General features: G+C 70.5%; 12 protein-coding genes. 7 read left to right on the top strand and 5 right to left on the bottom strand.

What is annotated here, in order from left to right:
* Positions 1–184: 184 nt before the first annotated feature.
* Entirely contained in the window at positions 185–1,525 is a 1,341-nt protein-coding gene (locus tag H566_RS0119490) for an MATE family efflux transporter (protein WP_028312756.1), read from the top strand.
* Between the two features lie 126 nt (positions 1,526–1,651).
* On the opposite strand, the gene H566_RS0119485 is transcribed toward H566_RS0119490, so the two are convergent.
* Positions 1,652–2,425, bottom strand: coding sequence for a ferredoxin--NADP reductase (locus H566_RS0119485; RefSeq protein ID WP_028312755.1), 774 nt, complete (start codon positions 2,423–2,425; stop codon positions 1,652–1,654).
* Positions 2,426–2,749: 324 nt separating this feature from the next.
* Here H566_RS0119485 and H566_RS0119480 point away from each other — a divergent pair, with 324 nt between their 5' ends.
* Both H566_RS0119480 and H566_RS26475 read left to right on the top strand, forming a co-directional pair.
* On the top strand, positions 2,750–3,685 hold the full coding sequence (locus tag H566_RS0119480; protein WP_028312754.1) for an SDR family NAD(P)-dependent oxidoreductase: 936 nt from the start codon (positions 2,750–2,752) through the stop codon (positions 3,683–3,685).
* Positions 3,686–3,735: 50 nt separating this feature from the next.
* Entirely contained in the window at positions 3,736–4,845 is a 1,110-nt protein-coding gene (locus H566_RS26475) for a cation diffusion facilitator family transporter (protein ID WP_084545297.1), read from the top strand.
* Positions 4,846–4,960: 115 nt separating this feature from the next.
* On the opposite strand, the gene H566_RS0119470 is transcribed toward H566_RS26475, so the two are convergent.
* The 4 genes from H566_RS0119470 to H566_RS30215 all read right to left on the bottom strand — a co-directional run bounded on the left by H566_RS0119470 (position 4,961) and on the right by H566_RS30215 (position 9,405).
* Positions 4,961–5,965 (bottom strand): aromatic ring-hydroxylating oxygenase subunit alpha, encoded by a 1,005-nt coding sequence (locus H566_RS0119470; RefSeq protein ID WP_028312753.1) that lies wholly within the window; start codon positions 5,963–5,965, stop codon positions 4,961–4,963.
* 10 nt (positions 5,966–5,975) lie between these two features.
* On the bottom strand, positions 5,976–7,061 hold the full coding sequence (locus H566_RS0119465) for a BMP family ABC transporter substrate-binding protein (protein WP_028312752.1): 1,086 nt from the start codon (positions 7,059–7,061) through the stop codon (positions 5,976–5,978).
* Positions 7,062–7,230: 169 nt separating this feature from the next.
* A complete protein-coding gene (locus H566_RS0119460) occupies positions 7,231–8,106 on the bottom strand; it encodes an outer envelope protein (RefSeq protein WP_156924506.1) in 876 nt (291 codons plus the stop codon).
* Between the two features lie 342 nt (positions 8,107–8,448).
* Positions 8,449–9,405 carry a GntR family transcriptional regulator gene (locus tag H566_RS30215; protein ID WP_156924505.1) on the bottom strand — a complete coding sequence of 319 codons (957 nt, stop codon included), beginning with the start codon at positions 9,403–9,405 and terminating at the stop codon, positions 8,449–8,451.
* A 177-nt stretch (positions 9,406–9,582) separates the two neighbouring features.
* On the opposite strand from H566_RS30215, the gene xdhA reads away from it, so the two are divergent.
* The 4 genes from xdhA to H566_RS0119435 all read left to right on the top strand — a co-directional run bounded on the left by xdhA (position 9,583) and on the right by H566_RS0119435 (position 16,306).
* Positions 9,583–11,115 carry a xanthine dehydrogenase small subunit gene (xdhA, locus tag H566_RS0119450; RefSeq protein WP_211238123.1) on the top strand — a complete coding sequence of 511 codons (1,533 nt, stop codon included), beginning with the start codon at positions 9,583–9,585 and terminating at the stop codon, positions 11,113–11,115.
* 57 nt (positions 11,116–11,172) lie between these two features.
* Positions 11,173–13,500, top strand: a complete 2,328-nt coding sequence (xdhB, locus tag H566_RS0119445) for a xanthine dehydrogenase molybdopterin binding subunit (RefSeq protein WP_051379025.1) — start codon at positions 11,173–11,175, stop codon at positions 13,498–13,500.
* Positions 13,501–13,576: 76 nt separating this feature from the next.
* Complete coding sequence (gene xdhC / locus H566_RS26465) at positions 13,577–14,701, top strand: xanthine dehydrogenase accessory protein XdhC (RefSeq protein ID WP_051379024.1); 1,125 nt, start codon at positions 13,577–13,579, stop codon at positions 14,699–14,701.
* Positions 14,702–14,752: 51 nt separating this feature from the next.
* Positions 14,753–16,306, top strand: a complete 1,554-nt coding sequence (locus H566_RS0119435; RefSeq protein ID WP_028312748.1) for an ABC transporter ATP-binding protein — start codon at positions 14,753–14,755, stop codon at positions 16,304–16,306.
* The last annotated feature ends 23 nt before the right edge of the window (positions 16,307–16,329 follow it).

The following is a 16,329-nucleotide window of genomic DNA, read 5'->3' as shown; positions in this document are numbered from 1 at the left end:
GCGCGGCGGGGCGGTGCAAGCGATGCACGACCGTGTTGCGCCCGCGTGCCGACCGAGGCCGGCGCGGCGCCGGTCGGCGGCGCGATCCGGGCGACGGGCGTCGGGGCGCACCGGGATTGGTCCGTCGGCCGTGCCCCACGCCGGTACCGGTCGCGCCGTACGGCCTCGGCTAGCCTTGGGCGCGATGACGACTTCCAGTGCTACCTCCGACACGGCCGCGCCGCGCGCCGACACGCCCACCCACCGCGAGATCGTCGCGCTCGCGGTCCCGCTCATCCTGTCCAGCCTGACCCAGCCGCTGCTGTCGGCGGTCGATACCGCGCTCGCCGGCCACATGCGCGATGCGACCAGCCTCGGCGCGGTCACGCTGGGCGCCCAGGCCTTCAACCTCGTGTTCTGGGGCTTCGTCTTCCTGCGCATGGGCACGGCGGCGCTCACCGCCCAGGCTCGCGGCGCGCGCGACTCGCGCGCCGAATCCGACCTTCTGATGCGCGCCCTCGGCCTGGCGGTCGGCGCCGGCGCGCTGCTCGTGCTGCTGCGCGCGCCGCTGCTCGGGCTGCTCGCCGATCTGTTCGACGCGCAAGGCGCGCTGCGCGCCCGCGCCTTCGACTACTGCGGCGCGCGCATCTGGTCGCTGCCCTTCGGACTCGCCAACTACGTGATCCTCGGCTGGCTGCTCGGCGCCCGACGCGCCATGACCGGGCTGGCGCTCCAGCTGCTCGTCAACGCGGTGAATCTGGCCGTGGCGCTCGCGCTGGTGCTCGGTTTCGACGCGGGCGTGGCCGGGCTCGGCGCCGCCACCGCCGTCGCCGATGCCACGGGCTGCATCGCCGGGCTGGTGCTGCTGGCGCGCGCCGGCCTGCTGCGGCTGCCGGGAGCCGCGCTGCGTGACGCGGCCGCCTGGCGCGCGCTCGTCGCGATGAACGGCACGCTGCTCGTGCGCACGGCGGCGCTGCTCGCGGTGTTCTCCGCCTTCACGCGCCACGGCGCCGGGCAGGGCGAGGTGATCCTCGCGGCGAACGGCGTGCTCATGAGCGTGGCGACCTTCGTCACCTACGGCATCGACGGTTTCGCCAACGCGGCCCAGACGCTCGTCGGCACGGCGATCGGCGCGCGCGATCCGGCGCAGGCGCGCCGCGCCGTGCTGCGGCCGCTGCTCTGGGCCGGGCTGCTCGCCTTGCCCTGCGTTGTGGCGCTGTGGCTGGCCGGGCCGCCGCTCATCGATGCCATGACCGACCTGCCCGAGGTGCGCGCCGCCGCGCGTCGGCATCTGCTCTGGCTCGCGCTGTGGCCGGTCGCGGCGGTCGGCGCCTTCATGTTCGACGGCATCTACATCGGCGCCGTGCTGCTGCGCGAGCTGATGTGGGCGGTGCTGGGCGCGGCGGTGCTGTTCTTCGTGGCGGTCGGGCCGGCGATGGCGGTGCTCGGCAACCACGGGCTGTGGCTGGTGCTCGACCTCTTCCTGCTGCTGCGCGGCGCCGTGCTCGGCGGCTGGCTGCGGCGGGTGGTGGCGAAGGCGGGCTGAGGACGGCTCGAGCGCGGGCGGGAAGCAGAACGGGCCGACCTAAGTCGACCCGTCCCGTTCCTTGCGCTGGCTCCTGGCGGGCGACGGCGGCCCCGTGGCCGCGCCCCGCGCCGGACACGCCGACGCTTACTGCTCGGCGAACGCCCGTTCGATCACGAAATCGCCCGGGATGCTGGTGTTGCCCTCGACGAACTTGCGCGCTTCCAGCATGTGCTTGAGCTGCTTCAGCATCTCGGGGCTGCCGCAGATCATCACGCGGTCGACCTCGGGATCGAGCGCCGGCAGGCCGATGTCGGCGGCGAGCTTGCCGTTCTCGATCAGGTCGGTCAGGCGACCCTGGTTGCGGAAGGGTTCGCGCGTGACGGTCGGGTAGTAGATGAGCTGCTCGCTGATCAGTTCGCCGAGGAATTCGTGCTTGGGCAGTTCCTGGCTGATGAAGTCGTGATAGGCCAGCTCGGCCACCTGACGCACGCCATGCACGAGGATGACCTTCTCGAAGCGCTCGTAGGTCTCGGGATCGCGGATCACGCTCATGAAGGGCGCGAGGCCGGTGCCGGTGGACATGAGGTAGAGGTTCTTGCCCGGCTTGAGATAGTCGATGAGCAGGGTGCCCGTGGGCTTGCGGCCGACGATGAGCTTGTCGCCCGGCTGGATGTGCTGCAGGCGCGAGGTGAGCGGACCGTCCGGCACCTTGATGCTCAGGAATTCGAGGTGTTCCTCGTAGTTCGCGCTTGCGATCGAATAGGCGCGCAGCAGCGGCTTGTTGTTGACCTTCAGCCCGATCATCGTGAAGTGACCGTTGCTGAAGCGCAGCGACTGATCGCGAGTGGTCGTGAAGCTGAACAGGCGATCCGTCCAGTGATGCACGGTCAGGACAGTTTCTTCGTTGAAGGCGCTCATGGGCTTGGCGGAATGGGGTGATGGCGGGCGGAACGGGCAGACATCACGCCACCCGGCATCCGGCGAAACCCTGAATTGTCGCCGCTTAGCGCCGGTTTCGTGAATGACCCCGGTCAGCCGGGCTTATGGCGGTTGGTTATGTGCCGACAGCCGGCGGGCAGAAGCACCGCCGGCCCGCGGCGCGGTTGGCGCTGCCATGAGCGCGCGCTACGCTTCGCGGCCCTGTCACGCACCTGCTGTTTTCGTGGCGCCGCGTCTTCCGGCGCGGCCCGGTTCGTGCTTCCGGCAGTCCCGTCCAATTCCACGCAGGCAATCGATCCCAGCATGACCGACATTCTCGACAAGCGAGTCGCCATCGTTACCGGAGGGGCCCGCGGCATCGGCCTCGCCATCGCCCAGACCCTCGTGATGGAAGGCGCGCGCGTCGTCATCGCCGATACCGGCTGCGACATCGACGGAGGCCCGCAGGACAGCGTCGTGGCCGACGCGGTGGTCGAGCGGCTCAATGCCAAGGCGCCCGGCAGCGCGATCGCCTTCAAGGAAAACCTCGCCAAGCCTGACGCGGCCGAGGCCTGCGTCGCGCTGGCGCGCGCCAACTGGGGCGCGATCGACATCGTGGTCAACAACGCCGCGATCCAGATCGAGGCGCCCATCACCGACACCCGCCGCGAGCAGTACGAGAACGTCTTCGCCAACAACCTGATCGCGCCCTACGCGCTGTTGGCCGCCGCCACGCCGCACATGCGCGAGCAGGTCAAGCGCGGCCGCATCCCGGGCTCGATCGTCAATCTCGTCGCGGCCTCGGCCTTCATCGGCAACACGCACCAGAGCGCCTTCGTCGCGTCCAAGGCCGGGCTGCTCGGCCTGACGCGCGCGGTGGCGATGGACCTGAGCGCGACGGGCATCAACTGCAACGCGGTCGCGCCCTTCGCGACCACGCGGGTCACGCAGCAGTTCGAGCCGCGCACCGAGGCCCAGCGCCAGTACCAGGCCCATGCGCTCAAGGTGCCGGCGAGCTACGTGGCCAATCTCGTCGCCTACCTGTGCACGAGCTATGCGGCCCGCGTGACCGGCCAGACCTTCGGCGTGCGCGCGCGCGAGGTCTTCCTCTACCACCCGCCGGGGCCGCAGCTCACGGTCTATACCGAGCCGGGCGGTTTCGATCCCGAGGCCTATGCGCAGTACATGCAGGCCATGCGCGGCCAGTACGCCGACTTGCGGACGGAATACGAGGTCTTCAACATCGATCCGCTGCTCTGATCGCGCCGGTCCTCCGGGGGCCGGCGCCGCTTTCCTGGAGGACCGAACGCATGACCGGGCAACACCCGCCGGCCGGCCGTGAACACGGCCACGAGCATTTCCACGGCGCGCCGTGCGCGCATCACGATCACGCCGCTGCCGCCGACGCGGCCACGGCGGCGCACCACGCCCACGACGGCTGCGACCACGACAGCGATCATGGTCACGACCACGGCCACGATCACGCGGGCCACGCCCACGCGCACGGCCACCATCACGGCCACGGCCATCACCATCACGGTCCGCTGCCGGTCGGCAAGGCCTTCGCGGTGGGCATCGCGCTCAATCTCGGTTTCGTGCTGGTCGAGGCGGGCTTCGGCTTCGCGAGCGATTCGCTGGCGCTGCTGGCCGACGCCGGCCACAACCTGAGCGATGTCGCCGCGCTCGCGCTGGCCTGGGCGGCGTCCTGGCTGTCGGGCCGGGCGCCGACGCCGTCGCGCACCTGGGGTTACGGTCGCAGCTCCATCCTTGCCTCGCTCGTCAACGCCATCGCGCTGCTCGTGGCCGTGGGCGCGATCGCCTGGGAATCGGTCGGGCGGCTGGCCGATCCGCAGCCGGTGGCCGAGATGACGGTGGCGGTGGTGGCGGCCATCGGCATCGTCATCAACTCGGCGACGGCCTGGTTCTTCATGCATGGCAAGGACAGCGACATCAACCTGCGCGGCGCCTATCTGCACATGGTGGCCGACGCGGCGGTGTCCCTCGGCGTGGTGCTCGCGGCGCTGGCGATGCGCGCGACCGGCTGGCTCTGGCTCGACCCGGCGCTGAGCCTCGTGATCTGCGCCGTGCTCGTGTGGGGCACCTGGGGCCTGCTGCGCGAGTCGGTGGACATGGCGCTCGACGCGGTACCGGCCAGCATCGACCGCGCCGCCGTCGAGCGCTGGCTCGCCGCGCGCCCCGGCGTGACCGAGGTGCACGACCTGCACATCTGGCCGATCAGCGCGAGCGACATCGCGCTCACCGCCCACCTCGTCAAGCCCGACGGCGGCTGCGACGACGGCGAGCTGCATGCGATCGCCGACGGCCTCAAGGCACGCTTCGGCATCGGCCATGTGACGGTGCAGGTCGAGCGCGGCGACCATGAGCGCGCCTGCCGCTACGCGCCGGCCGAGGTGATCTGAGGGCGGCGGGTAGCGCGGCACCGGCCGTTGGGCGCGGCGGCAGACGTGCTCCACAAGCGACAAGGGCGGCTCAAGGCCGCCCTTCGTCATTCCAGCGAGTGGCGGCGCGCCGCCCTCACTCCGCAATCACGCCCCAGCGCATGCCCGATTCCTTCAGCAGCCGGCGATAGGCCAGCGACAGCCGGTCGCAGGCCATCGACTGCTCGGCGCCCGGCGCCAGCGGCAGCTTCTTCGGCCGCTGGTTTTCGAGAATCGGCAGGTCCTGGCCGAAGATCGTGTCCTGGAAGGCGCGCAGCGCCTCGTCGGAATCGGCGTCGTTCGTCATCGCGAGAATGATGAACACGCGGCTGCGCTCCTCCTCCAGCGGCTGCACATGCAGGCTGATCGCCTCGCGGAAACCCGCCTGCGCCTCGGGCAGCTTGGTGAGGATGGCCGTCAGCGGCCGCACCACGCGGTAGGTGTATTCGACCTCGCTGCCGCCGTGGGCAAGGCTGTTGGTGCGCGGCTGCCAGAAGCGGCATTGCGTGGCGATCACGCCGCTGCCGCCCTGGCCGTCGTCGAACGGGTCGACCTGGTAGTCGCGCACCTCGGTGTGATCGAGGTCGCCGAGGATGCCGCCGTGCACCCAGCCGAAGTGCGCCATGTCGAGAAAGTTCTCGACGATGCGCGGCCCGGCCGCATCCACGTCATACGGCCCGCAATGCACGATGCGCAGATGCGGATCGTCATGCTCCGGAAAGGGCAGCACCGGCTTCGCGGGCGTGCCGACGCACACCCACACGAGGCCGTAGCGCTCCTCCGCGTGATGCATGCGGGCGCACAGCCGCGCCTGCGACGCCGTGTCGAGCGCCGGATGCGCCGGCACCTTCGTGCAGCGGCCGGCACCGTCGAAGCGCCAGCCGTGGTAGGCGCAGACGATCTCGTCGCCCTTCACCTCGCCCACCGACAGCCGCGTGCCGCGATGCGGGCAGCGGTCCTCGCCCGCATGCACCGCGCCATCGGCGCCGCGCCACACCACGACCTCGCGGCCGAGCAGCCGCGTGGCCAGACGCGCGCCCGCCGGCAGCGCGGCGGACAGGGCGACCGGATGCCAGTCGCCGTCGAGCGCGGGATCGCTCATGCCGCCACCTTCACTTCGGAATCGAGCCTTCGACGCCCGCCACGAACCAGTTGAAGCTCATGATCTCGGGCAGGGCCATCGACGCGCCGGCCTTCACCTTCTCGGCGCCCGACTGGTCCTTGATCGGACCCGCGAACGGATAGAGCTTGCCGTCGACGATGGCCTGCTTCTTCTCCTCGAACAGCTTGGCGGTATCGGCCGACACCACCGGGTTGAGCGGCGCGAACTTGACGATGCCTTCCTTGATGCCGAGCTTGGCGTCGCCCGGCGTCCAGGTGCCGTCGATCGCCTTCTTGGCCTCGGCGATGTAGTAGGGGCCCCAGTTGTTCATGTTGGCCGTCAGGTGGGCCTTGGGCGCGAACTTGGTCATGTCCGAGTCCCAGCCGAAGGCGTACACGCCCTTTTCCTGGGCGACCTGCACCGTCGCGGGCGAGTCGGTGTTCTGGCACAGCACGTCGGCGCCCTGGGCGATCAGCGTCTCGGCCGCCTGACGCTCCTTGGCCGGGTCGTACCAGGCGTTCACCCACAGCACCTTGGTCTTGATGGCCGGGTTCACGCTCTGCGCGCCGAGCGTGAAGGCGTTGATGTTGCGGATGACCTCGGGGATGGCCACCGAGCCGATGAAGCCCAGCGTGCCGGTCTTGCTCTGCTTGCCGGCGATCACGCCGAGCAGATAGGCGCCTTCATAGAAGCGGGCCTCGTACACGCCGAGGTTCTTGTCGGTCTTGTAGCCGGTGGCGTGCTCGAACTTCACCTTCGGGAAGGCCTTGGCGACCTTCAGCGTCGGGTTCATGTAGCCGAAGGACGTGGTGAAGATGAGGTCGTTCTTCTGCGCCAGCTCGCGGATCACGCGCTCGGCGTCGGCGCCCTCGGGCACGTTCTCGACGTAGGTGGTCTTGACCTTGCCCGCCAGCTCCTTTTCGAGCATGAGGCGGCCCTGGTCGTGGGCATAGGTCCAGCCGGCATCGCCGACCGGGCCGACGTACACGAAGCCGATCTTCAGCGGCTCGGCGGCCTGGGCGGCCGGCAGGGCGAGTACGCCGGCGGCCGTCACGGCGGCGGCCGCGAGGCGCTTGATCGTCAAACGCTTGCTCATGGGTGTGCTCCTGTGGGCGCGATGCCCGTGCGAAAGATTCTGTGGGGCCTGACGTGATCCGGGCGCCGGTCCCTCGCGGAACCCGGCGCCCCTGGCTGTCGCGGCCGGCGCATCGCATCCGGCCGCCGCCGACGATAGCGCCGCGAAGGCGCCCGCCGGCCGTGCGCGATCAGAAGTGCGCTTCGACGCGGAACATCGGCGACGAGACCTTGCGGCCCGGCATCGGATTGCCGCTGCTGTCGACGTTCGCGCCGAACTTGTGGTTGATGTACTGGTAGCCCACGCCCGCGTAGAAGGTCTTGGGCTGGCTGGCCAGGGTGCCCACATCGACCATGTAGAAGGTCTCGAACCAGGTTTCCGGCAGGGTGTTCTGGCCCTTCTCGCCGGTGTAGGTGGCCCAGCCCTTGAACACGGTCGGCAGGCCGGCGTCGAAGTTGAACGACCACACGGCATTCAGGCGCAGCGCCGGATCGAAGTCGATGTTCTTGCCCGAGAAGCCGTTGTTGTTGTCTTCTTTGTAGTACAGCAGGCCGAGCTGGAGCAGGCCGGGCACGGCGAAGGTGACCTTGGGACCGGCGATCTTCTTGAACAGGCCGGCACCGAAGGTGTCGTTCATCGAGTTGAAGTCGAAGCCGAGCTGCAGGCCGACGTCGGCGATCGGGCCGGCGCTGAAGCTGGTGCTGTTGGTGAGCTTGTTGAAGCTCAGCAGCGTGTTGTAGGTGACATAGACCTCCTGCGCGCCGCGTTCGCTCGGGCTGCCGATGGTCGGGCCCTTCGCACGATTGTTCGTGTCCGACTTGAGCATGTCGACGTTGAAGAAGTTCGTGCCGTACTTGTAGCCGCTGACGTGCTGGAGCGTGAAGATGTTCTTCGTCACGAAGGCGTCGCTGCCCGGCTGACGGAACTGCGGGCCGTAGGTGTAGCCGATAAAGGTATCGCTCCAGTCGGCGGCGGAGGCGGCCCCGGCGGCGCAGGCCAGCGCGACGGCGGCGGCAATGCGGATCGCCTTCATGCCGGCATGCGCGGCCCCGCGAGTCGAGATCACGTTCATCTTCTGAATTCCCCTGTCTGTTCGATGAGTGCCGGGGGCACTGCTGGCCCATCCGGTCGGAGTGCCGAACAAGGGTCGGAGCGGCGGCAAGCGATTGCATCCGATTTCTTCGGCGGATTGCATACGCGCAAGCGGCGTGCCAACTGTGACAAGCAGTTTCAGCGAAGCGATGCCTTACGCTGGTGCACCCAGGGGAATGGCCGGAATTTGTCGTGGTGCAACAGGCACCCGAAGCGGGATCGGACAGTCTTGTCCTTCATCCGGCCACGAGTTGTGCCGGACATTCCCCCTAATCTTGTATCCAATCCGTCAATGTCATTGGATACGTTGAATGGATCAGGATTCGCCGAGGATCTGCGCCAGGTCGATGGCTTCGCCGCGCCGCTCGGGCAGCAGGCGGTCCTCGATGGCCTGGAGATGCTCTTCCATCATGGCGGTGGCGCGCTCGACCTCGCCGTTGGCGATCGCGTCGATCAGGTGCTCGTGCTCGTCGTGCGCGCAGGGCACGGAAGTGGGGCTGTCGTACAGCGCGATGATGAGCGAGCAGCGCGACGACAGTTCGCTCAGGAAGTGCGTCAGCACCTGGTTGCCCGCGACCTCGGCGAGCGCCAGATGGAATTCGGCGCCGAGGCGGATCCAGCGGCCGCGATCGCCGCGGTCGAGGGCGGCACGCTCGTCCTTCACCATCTGGCGCAGCTTCGCGATCTGGCCGCGCGAGGCGTTGCGGATCGCGAGCGGCACGACGGCGGCCTCGACGATGCGGCGGGCGTGGAACACGTCGCGCTTCTCGCGCGGCGTGGGGCTCGCGATGACCGCGCCGCGATTGGGTCGCAGCTCGACGATGTGGTCATGGGCGAGCCGCAGCAGCGCCTTGCGCACGATGGTGCGGCTGACCTTGTACAGCTCGCAGAAGCTGGCTTCCGTCAGCTTGGTGCCGGGCGGCAGGCGGTGCGTCATGACCGCGTTGAGCACGGCCTCGTAGATGCGCTGGTCGATGCCGGCGGCGCGGCGGCGCGCGGGCGCGGCGCCGGCGCCGGTGTCGGCGCCGTCACCGTCGGACGCGGCGGCGGTCGTGGCGCCGGCCGCGGCCTGGTTGGCGGCGATGCCGGAGAGAGCGGTCTTGCGCGCGCGGACGCCGGTGCCGGCGGCCGTTGCGATGGCCGCGCCGGTCGCGGGCAGCGCGGCCTCGTCGGCGGTGCCGGCGCTGGCCGTCCGGGCGCGGCTCGCGCGCTTGCGCGGTGCCGGGGCGAGGGCTTCGTCGGTCTTGCGGCGCGACGGGGTTCTGGTGGTCATCGGGACTTGGGGCCGCGCGGACGCGGCGCAAATGGCATATCGCTTGCTAAATCCGACCCTTGCGGCAGGCATTCCCGCAGGGGTCCGGCAGGCTTGCAGGTTGTACACAATCCGGATCGCGCATGACAGCCGGCAATGCCTGGCGCCGGTGCGAACCGAAGCATCGAACATGCCGTGATGGCGACGACAAGGGGCGAGATGATGCGTGAAAACCCGGCAACGGTCCGGTTCCTCCTCGATGACAGGCTGGTCGAAGCCGCCGATGCCGGCCCGACCACCACGCTGCTCCAGTACCTGCGCGACGATCTGGGCCGCTGTGGCACCAAGGAAGGCTGCGCCGAAGGCGATTGCGGCGCCTGCACCGTGCTGGTCGGCCGGCGCGTGGCCGACGAAGGCGGCGAGCGCATCGAGTACTCGGCCGTCAACAGCTGCATCCGGCTGCTGCCGACGGTCGATGGCTGCGAGGTGGTGACCGCCGAATCGCTGGTACAACCGAGCGGCGGATTGCATCCAGTCCAGCAGGCCATGGTCGATTGCCACGGCTCGCAATGCGGCTTCTGCACGCCGGGCTTCGTGATGTCGCTGGCCGATCTCTATCTGCGCGTGCCGGCCGCCGGCCGGGCCGAGGTCGTCGAATGCCTCGCGGGCAATCTGTGCCGCTGCACTGGCTACCGGCCGATCATCGACGCTGGCATCGCGATGTTCGGCTACCCGGAGCCGGCGCATTTCAACCGCGCGCACGGACGCTCGCCCGAGCGGCTGGCGCGCATCGCTTCGATCGCGCGGGAGTCGGCGCTGGAGCTTTCGACGGGCAATGGCTTCGTCGCGCCGCGCACGACGGCCGAACTCGCGGCGGCCTATCTGGCCGAGCCCGACGCGCTGCTGCTCGCGGGCGGCACCGACGTGGGCCTGTGGGTGACCAAGCAGCTCAAATCGCTGCCGAAGCTCATCTACGTCGGCGAGGTGGCCGAGCTGGCGCGCATCGCGGTGGACGACGCCCACATCCACGTCGGTGCGGCGGTCACGCTGGAGGCGGCGTGGACCGCGATCGTCGGCGACTACCCGGCGCTCGGCGAGCTGGCCTCGCGCTTCGCGTCGCCGCCGATCCGGCATTCCGGAACGCTGTGCGGCAACGTGGCCAACGGCTCGCCGATCGGCGATTCGATGCCGCCGCTGATCGCGCTCGGCGCCGAGGTCAAGCTGAGGCGCGGCGAGCAGGTGCGCTGGCTGCCGATGGAGCTGCTCTATCTCGGCTACCAGAAGAAGGCGATGGAGCCGGGCGAGTTCGTCGAGGCGGTGCGCATTCCGCGTGCGACGGCGGCGCTGGGCGGCGCGGGGCGGCTGGTGTTCGGTGCCTACAAGGTCAGCAAGCGCGTCGAGCAGGACATCTCGGCCGTGTGCGGCGCCTTCGCGCTGCGGCTCGACGACGCCGGCGTGGCGACCCAGGTGCGCCTCGCCTACGGCGGCATGGCCGCGACGCCGAAGCGCGCCGCGCATGCCGAGGCCGCGCTGTGCGGCAAGCCCTTCGACCGCACGAGCGTGGGCGATGCGATCGACGAGCTGGCCACCGATTTCGCGCCGCTGTCCGACATGCGCGCCTCGGCCGGCTACCGGCGCGAGGTCGCGGGCAATCTGCTGCTGCGGCTGCTGGCCGAGCATGAAGGCGGGCTGACGCGCGTGGGCCAGATCGATCTGGCGTTGATGCCGTGAGCGGCGCCGCCTCCAACAAATGAACGCCTCCCTCCCCGCATCACCCCGGAGCCAGCCATGAACGACCGCCTCGCCGAGCCGCCCGTCGGCACCGCCCAGAAGCACGAGAGCGCGCCCCTGCACGTGACGGGCGCGGCGCGCTACACCGACGACATCCTGCTGCCGGCCGGCGCGCTGCACATCGCCTTCGGTTGCAGCCCGGTAGCGCACGGCCGGCTCATCGGCCTGGACCTGAGCGCGGTCGAGAAGGCGCCCGGCGTCGTCACCGTGCTGACCGCCGCCGACATTCCCGGCCACAACAACTACGGCGCGGTGCTGCACGACGACCCCGTGTTCGTGACCGACGAGGTGATGTTCGTCGGCCATCAGCTCTTCGCCGTGGTGGCGACGAGCCATGACGCCGCGCGTCGCGCCGCGCTGCTGGCGCGCATCGAGATCGACGAGCTGCCCGCGCTGCTCGACATCCGCGCGGCCGTCGCGGCGCAGAGCTTCGTGCTGCCGACCGAGACCGTGCGCCGGGGCGACGCCGACGCGGCCATCGCCGCCGCGCCGCATCGTCTGAGCGGCAGCCATGCCTGCGGCGGGCAGGAGCATTTCTATCTCGAAGGCCAGATCGCGGCGGCGCTGCCGCAGGAGGACGGCAGCCTCGTCATCCATTGCTCGACCCAGCATCCGAGCGAGGTGCAGCACATGGTGGCCGAGGTGATGGCGCTGCCGGTCAACGCCGTCACGGTGCAATGCCGGCGCATGGGCGGCGGCTTCGGCGGCAAGGAAAGCCAGCCGGCGCTGATGGCGGCGGTCGCGGCGCTCGCCGCGCGCAAGACCGGCCGCGCCTGCAAGCTGCGGCTCGACCGCGATGCCGACATGACCATGACCGGCAAGCGCCACGACTTCGTGTACGACTACGAGGCCGGCTTCGACGACGCGGGCCGGCTGCTCGGCGTGAAGTTCATGTTCGCCTCGCGCTGCGGCTATTCGGCCGACCTGTCGGGGCCGGTGAACGACCGCGCGATCTTCCACGCCGACAACGCCTACTACCTGCCGGCGGTCGAGATCGTGTCGCACCGCGCCCGCACGCACACCGTGAGCAACACGGCCTATCGCGGCTTCGGCGGGCCGCAGGGCATGGTGGCGATCGAGGCGGTGCTCGACGACATCGCGCGCACGCTCGGCCGCGATCCGCTCGACGTGCGGCGCGCCAACCTCTACGGCGGCGAAGGCCGCGACACCACGCACTACGGCATGCAGGTCGAAGACAACCTCATGCCCGAGATGCTCGCGCAACTGACCGAGAGCGCCGAGTACGCCGACCGCCGCGCGGCGATTGCCGAGTTCAATGCGCGCAGCGCCATCGTCAAGCGCGGCATCGCGTTCACGCCGGTCAAATTCGGCATTTCGTTTACGGCTTTGCACTACAACCAGGCCGGCGCGCTGGTGCACATCTACAACGACGGCACGGTGCTGCTCAACCACGGCGGCACCGAGATGGGCCAGGGCCTGTTCACCAAGGTGAGGCAGATCGTGGCGCAGGAACTCGGCCTGCCGCTCGACGCGGTGAAGGCGAGCGCGACCGACACGAGCAAGGTGCCCAACACCTCGGCCACCGCCGCGTCGAGCGGCAGCGACCTCAACGGCAAGGCGGCGCAGGCGGCGGCTGTCACGCTGCGCGAGCGGCTCGTGGCCTTCGGCGCCGAGAAGTACGGCGTCGCGCCCACGGCCATCCACTTTGCCAACGGGCAGGTGCATCTGGGCGAGCGGGTGATCGGCTTCGGGCAGTTCGCGAAGGAGGCCTATCTGGCGCGCGTGCAGCTGTCGGCCACGGGCTTCTACAGGACGCCGAAGATCCATTTCGACCGCAAGACCTGGACGGGCCGGCCGTTCTACTACTTCGCCTGGGGCGCGGCGGTGAGCGAGGTGGCGATCGACACGCTCACCGGCGAGACGCGGCTGCTGCGCACCGACATCCTCCATGACGTGGGCAGCTCGCTGAACCCGGCGCTCGACATCGGCCAGATCGAGGGCGCCTTCCTGCAGGGCGCGGGCTGGCTCACCTGCGAGGAACTGTGGTGGGACGCGAAGGGGCGGTTGCGCACGCATGCGCCATCCACCTACAAGATTCCGGGCGTGGGCGACTGGCCCGAGCAGTCGAGCGTGAAGCTGTTCGACCGGCCGAACCACGAGGACACGATCTACCGCAGCAAGGCGGTGGGCGAGCCGCCGTTCATGCTCGGCATGTCGGTGTTCCATGCGATCCGCGATGCCGTCGGGAGCCTGCTGCCGGCCGGCGTGACGGTGCCGCTCGACGCGCCCGCGACGCCCGAGGCCGTGCTGCGCGCGGTGGGCGAGGCGAGGGCGCTGGCGAAGGCGGCCGGGAAGGCTGCGTGATGGTTAGCCTGCCTGCCCGATCCGCGCCGGTCTGCCGCGCGGGGGCTGCAAGCCCTTGCGAGCTGGAGGCCCGGCGATGAGAGACTGGCTCGACGAATGCGTCGACCTCGCCGCCGCCGGCGAGCCGGCCGTGCGCGTGGTGGTGATCGCGGTGCGCGGCTCGGCGCCGAGAGGCGAGGGCGCGTGGATGGTCGTCACCCGCGACGGGCTGGCGGGCAGCATCGGCGGCGGGCATCTGGAATGGCAGGCGACGGGCATTGCGCGCGGGATGCTTGCGGCGACGGCGACCGCGGCGGGCGCCGAGGCCGCCGCCCCGCGCTTCACCCGCAACTTCGTGCTCGGCGCGACGCTCGGACAATGCTGCGGCGGCGCGGTCGAGCTGATGTTCGAACGCGTGACCGCCGCCGACGCGGCCCGCCTCGCCGACTGGCGCGCGCGCCGCGCGGCGGACGAATCGCTCTGCGCGCTCACGCCGCTGCCGGCGTCCGGCGGCGCGGCGCCCGGCGAAGCGGTCGGCGCAAGCGGCGCCGACCCGGCGCCCACGCTCGCGCCCCTCGACCCGCGCTGGTCCGTCGCCCTCGACGCCAGCGCCGAATCCGCCACCGTCGCGCGCGACGCCGGCCGCCGCGTCCTCGTCGAACGCCTCGTGCCGCCGCGCCCGCTGCTCTGCCTGCACGGCGCCGGCCACGTCGGCGCGGCGCTCGTGGGCGTGCTCGCGCCGCTGCCGATCCGCATCCGCTGGATCGACGTGCGCGACGCGGTGTTCGCGCCCGATCTCCCGCCCGGCATCGAATGCATCGCCACCGACGACCCGGCCGCCGAGGCGCTCGCCGCGCCGCCGGGCGCGCTGCATGTCGTGCTCACCCACAACCACGAGATCGACTTCGACATCGTGCGCGCGCTGCTCGCCGACGGCCGCTTCGGCTGGCTCGGCATGATCGCGTCGAAGACCAAGATCGCCCGCTTCCGCGGCCGGCTCGCGGCGCGCGGCCTCGCGCCCGAGGCGATCGCGCGGCTCGTCGCGCCGATCGGCGTGCCCGGCATCACCAGCAAGCTGCCGGCCGCCATCGCCATAGCCGTCGCCGCCCAGCTCTTGCAGGTGATCGAGGCGAGCGGCCGCCGCCCGCAGGCCGGCACGCCAGCCGGCGCCGCCGGCAACCACGCGCCGGCCGACCCGGACCGCCGCCGCACCGCGCGCTGACAACCCAGAACCCTCAGACCGGATACCGCTTTCCCTCGCAGGAGCCGCCCCATGACAGACAAGCAAGCCCCGCCGCGCCTCGCGCTGCGCGGCATCACCAAGCGCTACCCGTCGGTGGTCGCCAACGATGGCGTGTCGCTCAGCGTCGCGCCGGGCGAGATCCATGCCGTGCTCGGCGAGAACGGCGCCGGCAAGAGCACGCTCATGAAGATCATCTACGGCGTCACCCGGCCCGACGCCGGCGAGGTGCTGTGGGAAGGCCGGCCGGTGCATCTCGACTCGCCGGGCGCCGCGCGCGCCTGCGGCATCGGCATGGTGTTCCAGCACTTCAGCCTGTTCGAGACGCTGACGGTGGCCGAGAACATCGCGCTCTTCCTCGGCGAGTCGGCGCAGTCGCCCACGCTCGACCAGCGCGTGCGCGAGGTGTCGGAGCACTACGGCCTGCCGCTCGACCCGCAGCGCCTCGTGCACAGCATGTCGGTCGGCGAGCGCCAGCGCGTCGAGATCGTGCGCTGCCTGCTCCAGAAGCCGCGCCTGCTCATCCTCGACGAGCCGACCTCGGTGCTCACGCCGCAGGCGGTGCAGCGGCTGTTCGGCACGCTGCGCCAGCTCGCGGCCGAGGGCTGCTCCATCCTCTACATCAGCCACAAACTCGAGGAAATCCGCTCGCTCTGCGACTCGGCCACGGTGCTGCGCAACGGCAAGGTCAGCGGCCACGCGATCCCCAGGCAGGAAACCGCCGCCAGCCTCGCGCGGATGATGATCGGCGGCGACCTCTCGCCACCCGGCCTCGCGCCGCGCGAACCCGACGAGGTGCGGCTCGCGCTCAGCAAGCTGAGCATTCCCGCGCCCGACCCTTTTTCCACCGCGCTGTCCGACATCAGCCTCGAACTGCGCAGCGGCGAGATCGTCGGCATCGCCGGCGTCTCGGGCAACGGCCAGAAGGAGCTCATGGCCGCCATCAGCGGCGAGCGGCGCGGCTCGCGCGCCGACGAGATCGTGCTGCTGGGCAAGCCGGTCGGCCTGCTCGGCCCCGCGCAGCGCCGCAACGCCGGCCTCGGCTTCGTGCCGGAAGAACGCCTCGGGCGCGGCGCCGTGCCGAGCCTGAGCCTGACGATGAACGCCATCCTCACCGGCTTCTCGCGCGGCATGGCCAGGCGCGGCCTGCTCGACGTCTGGACCGCGCGCGACTTCTCCAACCGCGTGATCCAGAAGTTCAAGGTCAAGTGCGGCGGCGAGGCCTCGGTGGCGTCGTCGTTGTCCGGCGGCAACCTGCAGAAGTTCATCGTCGGCCGCGAGACCTCGCATCGCCCGCCGGTGCTGGTCGTGGCCCAGCCGACCTGGGGTGTGGACGTGGGCGCGGCCCAGCTCATCCATCAGGCGCTCATCGACCTGCGCGCCGAGGGCTGCGCCATCCTCGTCGTGAGCGAGGAGCTGGACGAGCTGCGCGCCATCTGCGACCGCATCGCCGTCATCTGCGCCGGCCGCCTGTCGCGCAGCCTGCCCACCGCCGAAACCACCACCGAGCAGCTCGGCGCGTGGATGGGCGGCAAATTCGATTTCGACCCGCGCACCGCCACGGAGGCCGACCTTGTTCAAGCTTGAATTGCGCCCCGAGCCGTCACGGC

It is taken from the genome of Derxia gummosa DSM 723 (assembly GCF_000482785.1).
In the GTDB taxonomy this organism is placed as follows: Bacteria; Pseudomonadota; Gammaproteobacteria; order Burkholderiales; family Burkholderiaceae_E; genus Derxia; species Derxia gummosa.
The sequence above is the reverse complement of the archived record's forward strand: the minus strand, read 5'-3'. Positions and strand labels throughout refer to the sequence as shown.